The organism is Lyngbya aestuarii BL J (assembly GCF_000478195.2).
Taxonomy (GTDB): Bacteria; Cyanobacteriota; Cyanobacteriia; order Cyanobacteriales; family Microcoleaceae; genus Capilliphycus; species Capilliphycus aestuarii.
Genome location: NZ_AUZM01000011.1, coordinates 42452 through 56079 on the forward strand (window position 1 = coordinate 42452; position 13628 = coordinate 56079).

Consider the following 13628-nt stretch of genomic DNA (forward strand, 5'->3'; position numbering starts at 1 on the left):
GATGAATTGGATCTCCACGATCACCAGTTGGGGGATCTTTCTCACTAGACCAATGTTCGCTCTAAAGCATGAACATCTGGAATTCTGAGAATATCTTTATCGCGAAAAATTAATCCTTTTTTTTCCAGTTTACTAAGAACTCGGGTAACTGTCTCCCGTGCGAGTCCACTCAACCCACTTAACTCCCGATGAGGAAGGTTAGGGATATGCGTACCATTTTCTGTGGTTTTACCCTGTCCCTCTGCCAAAAATAGCAAAATATCTGCAACGCGCGACGTACTATCAGACTCTCGCAGGCGTAGTCGTCGGTTGACTTGGCGTAGGCGTCTTCCCATCAATTGAGCCAGTCGAATACCGGCTTTAGGTTCAGTGGTAATTAACTCAACAAAATCCTGGGCGGGCATATTTCCGATCATAGTCGGTGCGAGGGTAATCACATCAGTCGAACGAGGAACTTCATCTAAGGCAGCCATCTCGCCAAAGATCTCGCCTTTACCCAAAATATTGAGTGTAACTTCCTTCCCGTCCAAATTGTAGGTGCGAATTTTGACCCAACCATCCAGAATAAAATAGACGGAACTTCCCCAGTCATTTTCCAATAAAATCACTTGATTGGGAGGATGTTGGCGGCCGACAATATGAGCTGTAGCTTTATCTATTGCTTCAGTCGGCAAACCTTCAAAGAAAGATGTGGAGAGGATCATCTGAATTATTTCAGATTGTGTGTCGCGGGACATATACTCTGGCATGAGGGTATCATACTGTTGTGAATTGCGCTTAGGCGAGGATTGAGAGAGGGTCTAAAATAATAGTCTATTCTACTTGAGTAGGCTCTTTCCCTAGCCTATCATGGTATCAGTTCTAGGGGGAGGTGACCGCCGTGAGTGTTCAGCCTGATCGTATAAAAGCTTTGATCTCGAATATCGATGAAGCCTTGACAAGATCGAATCCTCGGCCGCCTTTGGTTGTTATGGGGGATAGCATCATGCACTCGCGTCAAGTTCTAGAACAGGTGCGAAGTTATTTGCAATCCCTAGAGCCAAGTCACCCAACAGATAATTCTGATATCATACCGCGTTATTCTGATCTCGAACGGCAATCGTTAGAACAATCTTTACGGTTGATCATTCGTGAAGAATTACAGGGGTTACAGACTCAGTTTACAGAAACTATTCAAGCAGAAATTCAGGCAATGCGCCAAGAGCGGCGGATTTTGATTCGAGAATTGCGGGGGTTGAGACAGCACCGACAACAAGCGGAAACAACTCAACAGACGACTCAGCCCTCTCCGCCGTCGCCCTCCCCTGTTCCGACGGTGATTCCCCAAACAGAACCCTATATTTATCCTTCTCGCCAGGAACAAGCGCCGGAATTGTTCCCCTATGCAGGGGTAGAACTTCCTCCCTCTTTTCAGTTCAAGTCTTTAGTTACTCCGGGTGTTGCTATTCAACCTCAAGAGAGTCAACCTCAAGAGTTAGAACTAGAAATTTCCCCCCCAACAGAGCTTTTAGAACCCACTTCTACTGCAACTGATGAGGGAACTCCCGAAACTGAGTCGATGCAAGCTGAACTGGAAATTTCCCCCCCCTCCGAGACTGCTGAATTTTTCCTCACGCCCAACACTCAAACCGAAACCACTTCCTTAGAATCAGTCGCACCCGAACTGGAAATTTCCACCCATTCAGAACCTTTAGAACCCACTGCAACGGCAACTGATCAGGAAACTCTCCCTACTGAGTCAATTCAAGCTGAACTGGAAAATTCCCCCCTCTCCGAGACTTCCGAATCTTTCCTCACGCCCAACACCCAAACCGAAACCACTTCCTTAGAATCAGTCGCACCTGAACTGGAAATTTCCACCCCCTCCGAACCAGTAGAATCCCCTTCTACTCAGAGCGATGAAGAAATTGCCAAAACTGAGTCAATTCAAGCTGAACTGGAAAATTCCCCCCTCTCCGAGCATCCAGAACCAACACCCCTGGAAATTCCCGCAGATCGCCCCCATGAGATCAGCGATGTCTTTGGAGTCTTTGATCTCAGCGAATCTATATTAGAATCTCCAGTCGAACCCTCGTCATCCGTAATCCCCACTCAGTCCACCGATATTCCTAATCCAATTCACGAATTGCTTGATCAAGAAGGCTATATTCAGGCTTCACCCCATGAAGATCTTTTACCTCGCGCTCAAGAAGAAGATGATGAACCGCTAGACTCTCATTTGATGGTGGGTAAAAGTATCCGACAACTGCTTGAAGAAGATTTAATCAATCTAGAACAGCAATCTTTTATCGGGGAAGAAGATCCTAACTCAGACTTTTCCACGGTTGAAGATACATCTCAAACTTCTTCTTCAACTCCTTCTTCAACTCCTTCCTCAAGGGCGATCGCAACTGCTAAAACAGTAGAAACCTTTGAGGATTTATGGTCTCAAACCTCTCTCAGCGAAATTAATCCCTTTGCTGAAGCGAATGCGTCTGAGATGACCCTTGATGAAATACTCACAACTATCGATGAGGATGAGGTAAAAACCAATCACTCAGAGAATGAGTCTGATTTAGAGGATTTTAATTTTGAGAGTTTGAATCGCAAATTGCCACACTAAATAAACTATGTCGTCACCTGACAATAGCCACGAAGCACAAATCAACCCCGATGATCAATGGTATCTTGCACTTGATATCGGAGCCGGAGTATCAGCCTGTTTACTAAATCGCAATAGTCAGAAAGTCTATCCCATTTATTGGAAAGCTAAAACAATACTTTCATCCGATCAAGAAAATCACAGTTCTGATCAGGTCACATTTCGTTTAAGGTGTGAAGTAGACTGGCAGGAAACACCCAACGGATTACGCCAAAAGTTAGAAAATTTTAAGCCTTATCTCAATATTGCAATTCCCTATATTCGCATTACTCAAGATAGTGCTTCGGAAGTTAGCCAAGTTCCCATACCGTTAATCAAGTTATCGAACAATCAAACGGTTTTTTTAGGTAAGTTTCAACGGGCTTTACAACTGTTACTCTCGACGTTAACGCCTGTTTCTCAACCGTCATTGAAAGGGTTGATGTTACCAAAATTGTACACCTGTGGATCGGTGGGTTTGGACGCCTTAGCGCTGCATGAGGTTCTCCGGGGGTTAGCAGGCGTTATTGTTGGTTTTCCCTCTCAGGCGACAGAAGCCTATCGGTTTAATGTAGAGACGGCGATCCTGGGCGCTAACTTGATCCCAAGTTCTCAACAGATTTTTTGGCTAGAAGATGCGATCGCCACGTTGCTTGGCCAACTTCATTCTGATGGGATGATTTCGATGTCGTTTGGGAGTGCGTTAGTGATTGATGCGGGAGCAACCACGACAGAAATTGCGATCGTAGAACTTCCGGATCGGATAGAAGACTTAACTCATGATCATTTTATCTGTCACAGTTGGGCTTATGGAGGAGATGCGTTAGATCTAGATATTATTTGTCAGTTATTACTCAATTCTCCGACAGGAAAACAGCTTCTTTTGGATCAGTTTTCGGATCAGGATTTGATTTGGCCTAAACCAGGACATCCAGACTTACACCGTCGTTATTGTCTTCAACAACAGCTACAAAGTCAACCGTTGGGGGTGGCGTTGTTGGCTGCGGCGAAGTCTCTGAAGGTGATTTTAAGCCAACAGCAATATTACACTTTGGAGATTGAGGATTATCACTGGAAACTCGATTTTATTGATTTTGAACGGTTGGTGTTGGTGCCGTTTATCAATCAGTTAAATACTGAACTTAATCACGTTATTGTTAAAGCAGGTCGATCAAGTATTGGTATTAATCAAGCCCTTTGTATGGGCGGAAATGGAGTCTGGACGGGGTTAAATCGCTGGTTGCGACAAAAATTACCTAATGCTGTGATCTGCCAAAATGATAGCCAACAGAGCAGTATTGATCCGCGATCGCTATGGGATCAGGTGCAGGTGGCGATGGGGTTAGCCACTTTACCTCTATATCCTCAAGTTTTGGATCGTTCCCGACACCAATATCGGGATTATTTTCTACTGAAAGAGTTGTTAAATAGCTTTGAGGAGGGACAAACGTTATCTATTCAGCAGGTGATCCAAGTCTTAGAAAGTCGCGGAATTAATACACGTTCTTGTAAATCTCGCCTTCAGTCTATTTTGAAAGATCAGCTTCGGCTGGGTTTAATTCCCCAAGAACCAGAAATTGTCTTGATTCATCCAGCTTCTCGACAAACTCCTGATTATCAGTCTCTCAGTCAGGAAAAGTTATTCATTGAAGACGGTGATCAACTCTATCGTTTAAATTTGGAACTAGCCGATCAAGTTCATCAATATTTGAATCAATTGTTTTCAGGATTTCCCGCCTATTTGGAGGAACCTGCTATTGTTTCACTCTAAGATGGGAATCTCTATTTTAACAAGAAAGTCTTCTCAAAAGTTTATCAGACATAAAAAGTAAATAAAAAAAATAAAATGATTGAATCACGTTATTGGCGAGAAAAACTACGCGATGAATTAAAGTGGCTAAGAAAAAAACAGACATACAAACGTTGGTCAGAAAAGCAAATGGTTTTATATGAACGTCAACTAATGTTGGTAGCGTTTGGGGTGAAACTGTTAATAGTAATCGTTATATAAACTATGTTGATAGTTTGGTCAACTTAATGGATATGGGTAATAAAGTGTTGCTGCTGGGCGGCTCCTGGTTCCTCAATTCTAATTACTGCCGTTCTGCCTACCGCAACCTCAATGATTTGCGCGACGACTTCAGCAATGTTGTTGGTTTTCGTGTGTTGTGCGTTTCAGGATTCTCCTTTGACCTTTAGCACTTAGCCCTTTACTCTTATTTTTTAGCCCTTATCGCGCCAAGCGCGTTCATTTATTTTAGGGTTTTTTGTTGTTCTGTGCTGAGGTGGTTTTGGGCTTGAGTTGTATTGAGTTATAGCTTCAACCGTATAAGTATTATATCGGTAGAGTTGAGATTTTGTCAATTGTTTGGGTTGTTGATTTGCTTAAATTTAAGGCGGTTGGTAAATTGAATTAATATTTAGAAATATGGGTAGCCAGACAAAAGTTTTTTCCGCCCCCCAGCCCCCAAATTTGGGGGAGCAAGAACTTCAAAGTCCCCAATTTTTTCAAGTCTCCCATTAGATTGCCCCCCGAGCAAGCCAAAATTGGTAGGAACTGGAATTTTCAAGTCTCCCATCTTTAAAAGTCCCCCAGAATTGACGAGCGACCCCCTAAAGGGTTCGTTAGTTGCTCCACTTGGGGTCTCCCCAAGTGGAGCAACTTTGCAATCTTAGGGAACGCGCGAGGAGGGGACAGTAGGGGGCAGGGATTTAGGGGGCGGCTAACGTTATTTACTATTAAATATTCAATTCTATTTTTTAAGCAACACCATATCCGGTATAAGGACGTTTGTAGGGAGGGTGTAAACCCAATACAATGTCTTCTTGAGGAATACCCATTTCGATTAATTCTTGACCCACATCAATATCAGTTGCATTGTGCTGAAGCCAAATCTTTTCATCTTTGATATCGAAATGTAAAACCGTATAGTAAACTCTTTGCAACCCTTTCCAACCGACTCGCATTAATTGATAATGATCTCGTATGGAGTCAAAAAATAGTTGGTTTTATACATTTTCATTTTGATGTTTGAACTCACTATATTTTTCTAACAAAGTTTGAATACAAGACCGATAATATTCTAACTTATCCATTTGTTTTAATTTTCTTCTACCCCCTCCAAAATGACATCTTCATAAAGCATCTCAATCGGAAAACTCAAATCAACGGTAGTTAAATTGATTTCGTCTCCTTCTCCATAATTATAAAGTTCCCAAATTCCATTTTGATTGAGGCGAAACCCTTCAACGAAAATCTGCCTTGTCTCAATTAGAACATATTCTTTTAAACTGGAGATTCGACGATAGTTTTGAAATTTCCTACCCCGGTCTACCGCTTCTGTTCCCGGAGATAACACTTCAACAATTAAGCAAGGATGATAAATAACCTTGGTGGCGCGTCGGTCTGTTTCATCGCAAGTGACCATGACATCTGGATAATAAAAGGGTCCGATTTCAGATACTCCAAGTTTGGCATCTGCCATTGATACTTTACATCCTTTGCCACGCAGATGATTTTTTAAGATTGTTGTCAAGTTAACCGCAATATCATTGTGAGAAATACTTCCTCCTGTCATTGCGAAAACTTGACCGTCCAGATATTCATATTTAAGGGGTTGTTTTTCTTCCCATTCGAGGTATTCTTCGGGAGTAATAGATTGACCTTCTGGAATGGCTATCATTTGAATTCAATTATGCACTCATTCAATTAATCCTCTGAGGGCTTGATTAACCGCTTCAGGTGCGCGTGAAAACCGGAGCTACATCCTCATCTAGAACGACAACCGTTAACTTTTGTACTTGACTACGGGTAGCAAATCGATTAGATTTTGCTTTTTGATAATCGAAGCAATATTCAGCTAAAAGCTCGTCTTCAGAATTGTTATTTTGGTTAGAGGGTGTTTTGTTCATAATCCTCACGCTTTTCATAATTCATCATTCATCATTCATAATTTAGTCTAAATTGCACCTCATTCTGTTTTAACAGGTGGATATTGTTTGAGAACGTGTTTTAAATATTGTCCGGTATGCGATCGCTTATTTTTCGCCACAGCTTCCGGGGTTCCTTCTGCCACAATTTCCCCACCTTTATCTCCCCCTTCCGGTCCCAAATCAATTATCCAATCCCCACATCGAATTACATCTAAATTGTGTTCAATCACAATCATTGAATTCCCTTTATCCACCAACCGTTGTAAAACATTCAACAGTTGATGTACATCATAAAAAGATAATCCCGTTGTTGGTTCATCTATTAAATATAAGGTTTTTCCCGTCGCCCGTTTTGACAATTCTGAGGCTAATTTTACCCGTTGGGCTTCTCCTCCCGAAAGCGTTGGTGCAGGTTGACCTAATTTCACATAACCCAACCCCACATCCATCAAAGTTTGTAAACGAGTTGCGGCTTTGGGAATATTTTCAAACACACCTAAAGCTTCCTCAACCGTCATGTTTAAAACATCAGCAATAGACTGACCTTTATATTTAACTTGTAGCGTTTCCCGATTATATCTCGCGCCTTTACACACTTCGCACTGAACATAAACATCGGGTAAAAAATTCATCTCAATCACATTTACCCCCTGTCCATTACAAGCCTCACATCTTCCACCTTTAACGTTAAAAGAAAAACGTCCAGGTTTATATCCTCTGGCTTTGGCTTCGATAGTTTCTGCAAAGGTTGCTCGAATAATATCAAATACTCCTGTATACGTCGCCGTATTAGAACGAGGTGTCCGACCAATGGGAGATTGATCAATCACAATCACCTTATCTAACGCCTCTAACCCTGTCAACGTTTTCAACTGTTGGGGGAAGGGAACTTTACGACTAAAATGATGTTGTAAAGCTGGATAAAGTAACTCGTTAATTAAGGTTGATTTTCCTGAACCTGAGACTCCGGTAATACAAACCAACTTTCCTAAAGGCAGTTCAACATCAAGATGTTTAAGGTTATTGCCGTGAGCATCTTTAAGAACTAATGATCGCCCATTTCCCGGACGACGTTCTGCGGGAGTTTGTATTTGACGTTTTCCTGATAAATAAGCGCCCGTTAAAGAAGTTTTGCTAGATAAAATATTGTCAAAATTTCCAACAGCGACAATTTCACCGCCATGTAAACCCGCACCCGGCCCAATATCGACTAAAAAATCTGCCGTGCGAATGGTTTCTTCATCATGCTCAACTACAATTAATGTATTGCCTAAATCCCGCAATTTCATCAACGTTTTTAATAACCTGCCATTATCCCGTTGATGTAACCCAATACTCGGTTCATCCAAGACATACAAAACCCCCGTTAAACCCGAACCAATTTGAGTCGCTAATCGAATTCGTTGGGCTTCTCCTCCCGACAATGAAGCCGCCGTTCGAGATAAGGTGAGATAATCTAACCCGACATCCAATAAAAACTGCAACCGGGCGCGTATTTCCCTCAATACTAAATCCCCAATTTGCGCTTGTCTTTCGGTTAAGTCTAATTGTTGAATTCGCTGCAAACAATCGCGAATCGAAACTTCTGTTAAATCGGTAATCCCAGACTGCCCCAACCTCACCGCCAACGCTTCGGGTTTAAGTCGTTTTCCTTTGCAGGTTTCGCAAGCTTGATCGATTAAATATTGTTCTAATTTCTGCTTTTGTAACTCCGAACTACTATCATCATATTGACGTTGTAATAAGGGAATTACACCCGGATACGGACGCTCATACCCCCGCTTTTCTCGATAACGAGAATCGGTTTCAATCCAAATCGGTTCTTCTGACCCATACAAGACAATTTGTTGCTGTTGTTTGGTTAAATGCTTCCACTGGGTATTGATATCAAACCCAAACGCTTGACCCACACTATAGAGCAACGAAAAATAATAAGAATCGTCTTTTTCTGACCACGGGGCGATCGCACTGTAAAGCGGTGCCTCTGGATCAGGGACAACCAACTGCGGGGAAAAGGTTTGCAGATGTCCTAACCCATGACAACTCGGACAAGCCCCATAGGGAGAGTTAAACGAAAACAGACGCGGAGAAAGTTCTTCCATCACCGCCCCATGTTCAGGACAGGCGAAGTTTTCAGAAAAGATCAGTTGAGATAAAGAGGTTTTTCCCACTTCTGGTAAAGGGTGATGCTGATAGGAATTATCGGCTTTTTCCCCAGAACTTTTGTTCTCAGAACTTGCTATTTTTTCGTCAGTTGGGTTATACTTACTATCAGATCGCGACGCGGATACCCCCCCCAATGTATCATTTAACACATCGATAATCCCAATCCCCTGTGAATACCGCAGGCAGGTACTCAGGGAATCGGCTAAACGCTCCTGTATATCGGGCTTTTTAATTAAGCGGTCAATAACGATTTCTATAGTGTGTGTATAATTTTTATCTAAGTCGGGCAAATCTGACAGTTCAAAAATCTCTCCATTTACCCTCACGCGAACAAATCCTTCGGAGGCCAAACTCGAAAATAGCTTACGGTGAGTCCCCTTTTTTCCCCGGACAACGGGGGCGAGAATATGAAATTTAGTGCGGTCTGGAAGTTCCATCACCCGATCGCACATTTGATCAATCGTTTGGGGGGCAATATTGCGATCGCAGACCGGACAATGAGGTTCACCCGCTCGTCCAAACAGCAATCGCAGGTAATCATAAATCTCCGTGACTGTCCCCACCGTAGATCGGGGATTGTGAGACGTTGATTTTTGGTCGATAGAAATTGCTGGACTCAACCCTTCAATAGCATCAACATCGGGTTTATCCAACTGTCCGAGAAATTGACGAGCGTAAGCACTCAAAGATTCGACATAGCGGCGTTGACCTTCAGCAAAAATCGTATCAAACGCCAAAGAAGACTTACCCGAACCCGACACTCCCGTAAACACAATTAAGCGATCACGAGGCAATTCCAGATCAACATTTTTCAGGTTATGCTGTCTCGCCCCTCGAATGCGAATAGTATTTTCAGTGCCGGAGTTAAACGAATAGCCGTTGGGGGAGTGATGCGTTTGATCAGGCGTTAGGTTAGCCGAGTCGAACATAGAAAACACAACCAAATGATCCTTAAATATCTTAGCGTTATCTTGGGAATGTTGCTGCGCTCATCAAATTTCTCACCCCAGACAACCCCAAAAACTGATTGAATAGAAAACAACCGATCCGTTACGATCAATGCTCAAACCTATATCTACAGCGATCGCGATTACTCTGATTTTTCTCCTTGCCTTGACGCTTTTTCTCGAACGGGCTTGGGGAAAGCGCCCTGGTTCAGCATTAAAAATGACAAAACTCTCAAATCAATATAATATTCACGTCAATATTAACTATCTCACGGTTAACGGCTATCGTCTGAAACTTGATCTCTATCAACGCAAAACCTCTCAACCCAACCCAACTCTTATTTTTATTCATGGGGGAGGATGGATAGACGGAGAAAAGAGACTACAGGTGAGGAAACTCATTCCTTATTTAGAAATGGGGTTATCGGTTGTGAATATAGAATATCGACTGGCTAATATTGCCCATTCCCCGGCTGCGGTTGAAGATTGTTTGTGTGCGTTGCGTTGGGTAATTGGTCACGCAGAAAAATATAATTTTGATCCCGATAAAATTATTTTAGCTGGAGAATCTGCCGGAGGTCATCTGGCTTTAACAACCGGACTAATTCCCGCTTCTACGGAATTGAATTTACCCAATGCGGGAGAAGAAACACTCAAAGTCGCAGCCATTATTAATTGGTATGGAATTACTGATGTTCAAGATTTAATTACAGGTTCAAATACCCGAGAATATGCTGTTACCTGGTTAGGAAATCAACCCGATAAATTGGAAATTGCAGATCGAGTTTCTCCACTAAATTATATTCAACCCAACCTGCCACCAATTTTAACAATTCATGGTGATGCCGATACCGTTGTTCCCTATTCCCATGCGGTGCGACTGCATCAAGCTTTAGATCAAGCTGAAGTGAACAACCAATTATTAACAATTCCCCAGGGTGGACATGGACAATTTAACGCTTCTGAAGAACAAAAAATCAATCAAACGATTCATAATTTTCTACGTCAATCTCAACTGCTAAATTAAGACCTAAAAGATCGAAAGAGTTGTGAGCGGGGTGGACAATGGCCAGAATAAGGAATTGAGTTTAATTTTACCAGAAGGAGGCAAAATTGTAATAAAATCAACTCAGCTTGCGATCGCATAGTCTCTAGACCCTTAATTTTGTTAGACTTTATTGTATATGTCTTCCCCAAACTTAATTCGTGAAAGTGCTTGTTTTGGGGGTGTTGTGGGATATTACAGCCATCACTCCTCAGCCTGTAAGGGTGTCATGCGGTTTTCGGTTTATCAACCCCCACAAGCCCAGTCAAGTCAGGTTCCAGTGCTTTATTTTCTCTCGGGTTTAACCTGTAGTGAAGAAAATTTTATGGCTAAAGCGGGCGCTCAACGGTTAGCGGCAAAGTATGGTTTAATGTTAGTGGTACCCGATACCAGTCCGCGTGAGACAGGAACTCCCGGAGAAGATAATGACTGGGATATCGGAACAGGCGCAGGATTTTATATTGATGCGACAGAAGACCCCTGGAAAGCTCACTATCAGATGTATAGTTATGTGATTGAGGAACTTCCCGAACTGATTAACAAAAATTTCGCCGTTTTCCCTGATAAACAAAGTATTTTTGGTCATTCAATGGGGGGACATGGGGCGCTGGTTTGTGCGTTAAAAAACCCGCAAACCTATAAATCAGTCTCTGCTTTTGCACCCATCGCCGCCCCGATACAATCACCTTGGGGTGAAAAAGCTTTTAGTCACTATCTGGGTTCTAATCGCGAAAAATGGCGGGACTATGATGCCAGTCAGTTAGTGTTACGAGGAGATTTTCAGCATCCGATTTTAATTGATGTGGGAACGGCTGATCCTTATCTCGCCCAAGGACAATTATTACCTGAAGTTTTTGAACAATCTTGTATGGAAGTCGGACAACTTTTAACCCTGCGAATGCAACAGGGATATGATCACAGTTATTATTTTGTTTCGACGTTTATTGAGGATCATATTCGTCATCATGCGATGGTTTTGTGTGATGAACTCTCCTAGTCGAAGGGCAATTGATCAATTGCCCCTACCCGTAAACTACAATAAACTGGAGTCCAAACTCCTGGCTTCTTCTTCGGTTTTGGGTAAATGTAAACCACATTCTTGCTTCAAGCCTCGGAAGCGTGTATCTCGTTCGTTGGTATCTGCTGCACTAATCGGACGGCTAGAATGCCAATCTCCAACGGTAGTATAACCCAGATCGAAGTAAGGATGATAAGGTAAATCGTGGGTACTGAGATATTTGTAGATATCCTTGGCACTCCATGATAAAATCGGGTAAATTTTGTAGCGACTCGACTGCTTCTCAACTCGACGTAAGCTTTTGCGGTGTTCAGTTTGGTTGGATCGCAGTCCGGCTAACCAAGCGGTGGCATTGAGTTCGTGCAAAGCCCGTTGCATCGGTTCGACTTTGCGGATATAATCATAACGATTTAAGGCATCAATATCTTCTTTTTCCCAGAGGCGACCATACAAGGCTTCCATTCGGGCTGGACTGATTGTAGACTGATATACTTGGAGATTGAGCTTTAGGCGTTTGGTTAATTCCTCTGCAAATACATAAGTTTCCGTCGGTAAATAGCCTGTATCGATCCAAATGACAGGAATATCCGGTACAATCTGAGTAACGAGATGTAGCATGACGGCGGACTGAATGCCAAAACTGGTACTCATCACCAAACCTTCCCCAAAGGTATCAGCCCCCCACTCAATGATCTGATGGGCTTCAGCTTCCCCCAGTTGATCGTTAATCTGATCGAGGTTAATGTTTGGCAGGGGAGAAATCGCAATTCCTTCTCGATGGGCTGTCGAGTGAAGTGAAGATGCAGTTTGTCCGTGATGATGGTTGTCAACTAGATTCAGGTGTGGCATTGTTCTCCTGGTGCGCTTCGCTCTAGATATTATCTGAAATTTTCATGCCTTTTGGATCGTCCTCAATACAGAGTTAACTCACTGGGATAATCAGTTCGGCGTGCTTGATGGTATTACAACTCTCGGGAATTACAATTTTTCTCCATCAGACTCAAACCATTTCAGATTGTTGTACAAGGATATCAATATACTTGATTATTTTACAATAAATATTACAGTCTTTTTCAAGCTGGTTTTCAACACTTGATCCCATAAACTTAACTCCATATAGATTTATATGATCATTTTCAAGAGTTGGTTCGCGATCGCGTTCAAATTGAGATCAAATGAGATTGAGTTTAACAAGATTTGACCACTCTAAATCTTAAGAGATTTTAGAGATTTTAGTCAGGTTAATCGTAAAAATTGATATTTTTTAGAATAACTGCTGATTTAATTAGAGCAAAATTTTGCTCAACTTTCAAGTTCATTTTGAACAAAATTAGATTTTAATTTATGATCTCCAAAGTGAATCAAGAATAAACATTGCCCGATGTTCGGGGAGAGTTCCGCTAAAAATTATAATTTTCCGAAGAATTCTATCGAAGGGAAGTCAACAAGATAAACTTAAGACAGATAGAGAAAAAAGGTATAATTTATTTTTTATGAGACCCAAGATTAAAGATCAAGTGGCTTGGCAACAGGCAGAATTACTTATGCAACCCGTCTTAATCCGACTTCTAGACAACATCCGAAAAAAGCTAGAAGATTCAGTTTGGACGGGAACCTACCACAATACTCAAACTCCCTATCCAGGCTATCGACTTGATCTCGAACATAACAACCAAAAAGTGAGTCTAGATATCTGGGAATTATGTTATCAAGTCTGTTTCAAAGATTATCAACCTACTCACGCCCCCCAAGAAAGTCAAGAAGTTGAGATTGATACCAGTTTAATTGATGAGACAGGTGATATAGAGTGGAATCGTCTGGATGAAAAATCCCGGATGATTATTGACCAATTTTTTGATAACCTTTCCAACCTCTCAACCGATACGCCATAATGGGTGT

The 13628-nt window shown here is 42.1% G+C and carries 11 protein-coding genes and 1 pseudogene; 6 read left to right on the forward strand and 6 right to left on the reverse strand.

The window, feature by feature from the left end; genetic code table 11:
* Positions 1-44: 44 nt before the first annotated feature.
* Positions 45-704 carry a Crp/Fnr family transcriptional regulator gene (locus M595_RS06955; protein WP_023065459.1) on the reverse strand — a complete coding sequence of 220 codons (660 nt, stop codon included), beginning with the start codon at positions 702-704 and terminating at the stop codon, positions 45-47.
* 176 nt (positions 705-880) lie between these two features.
* On the opposite strand from M595_RS06955, the gene M595_RS06960 reads away from it, so the two are divergent.
* From M595_RS06960 to M595_RS31060, 3 genes are all read left to right on the forward strand, one after another.
* Positions 881-2602, forward strand: coding sequence for a hypothetical protein (locus tag M595_RS06960; protein WP_152983542.1), 1722 nt, complete (start codon positions 881-883; stop codon positions 2600-2602).
* A gap of 7 nt (positions 2603-2609) precedes the next feature.
* Positions 2610-4391, forward strand: a complete 1782-nt coding sequence (locus M595_RS06965) for an acetate and sugar kinases/Hsc70/actin family protein (RefSeq protein ID WP_023065462.1) — start codon at positions 2610-2612, stop codon at positions 4389-4391.
* Positions 4392-4657: 266 nt separating this feature from the next.
* Positions 4658-4819, forward strand: coding sequence for a hypothetical protein (locus M595_RS31060; protein ID WP_161809809.1), 162 nt, complete (start codon positions 4658-4660; stop codon positions 4817-4819).
* Positions 4820-5380: 561 nt separating this feature from the next.
* Here the strand turns inward: M595_RS31060 and M595_RS06970 are convergent.
* The 4 genes and pseudogenes from M595_RS06970 to uvrA form a co-directional block, all read right to left on the reverse strand.
* A pseudogene (locus M595_RS06970) lies at positions 5381-5614 on the reverse strand (XisI protein); the annotation flags it as partial.
* A gap of 107 nt (positions 5615-5721) precedes the next feature.
* A complete protein-coding gene (locus M595_RS06975) occupies positions 5722-6303 on the reverse strand; it encodes a Uma2 family endonuclease (RefSeq protein ID WP_023065396.1) in 582 nt (193 codons plus the stop codon).
* A 55-nt stretch (positions 6304-6358) separates the two neighbouring features.
* The gene (locus M595_RS06980) at positions 6359-6532 is read right to left on the reverse strand and encodes a hypothetical protein (RefSeq protein WP_023065413.1); all 174 of its coding nucleotides are present in this window, start codon (positions 6530-6532) and stop codon (positions 6359-6361) included.
* Between the two features lie 59 nt (positions 6533-6591).
* Positions 6592-9648, reverse strand: coding sequence for an excinuclease ABC subunit UvrA (gene uvrA / locus M595_RS06985; RefSeq protein WP_023065431.1), 3057 nt, complete (start codon positions 9646-9648; stop codon positions 6592-6594).
* A gap of 130 nt (positions 9649-9778) precedes the next feature.
* Here uvrA and M595_RS06990 point away from each other — a divergent pair, with 130 nt between their 5' ends.
* Together M595_RS06990 and fghA are read left to right on the forward strand one after the other, a co-directional pair.
* The gene (locus M595_RS06990; protein ID WP_023065476.1) at positions 9779-10693 is read left to right on the forward strand and encodes an alpha/beta hydrolase; all 915 of its coding nucleotides are present in this window, start codon (positions 9779-9781) and stop codon (positions 10691-10693) included.
* 157 nt (positions 10694-10850) lie between these two features.
* Positions 10851-11708, forward strand: a complete 858-nt coding sequence (fghA, locus tag M595_RS06995; RefSeq protein ID WP_023065421.1) for an S-formylglutathione hydrolase — start codon at positions 10851-10853, stop codon at positions 11706-11708.
* A gap of 36 nt (positions 11709-11744) precedes the next feature.
* On the opposite strand, the gene cysH is transcribed toward fghA, so the two are convergent.
* Entirely contained in the window at positions 11745-12578 is an 834-nt protein-coding gene (gene cysH, locus M595_RS07000) for a phosphoadenosine phosphosulfate reductase (protein ID WP_023065378.1), read from the reverse strand.
* A 644-nt stretch (positions 12579-13222) separates the two neighbouring features.
* Here cysH and M595_RS07005 point away from each other — a divergent pair.
* A complete protein-coding gene (locus tag M595_RS07005) occupies positions 13223-13621 on the forward strand; it encodes a hypothetical protein (RefSeq protein ID WP_023065457.1) in 399 nt (132 codons plus the stop codon).
* The last annotated feature ends 7 nt before the right edge of the window (positions 13622-13628 follow it).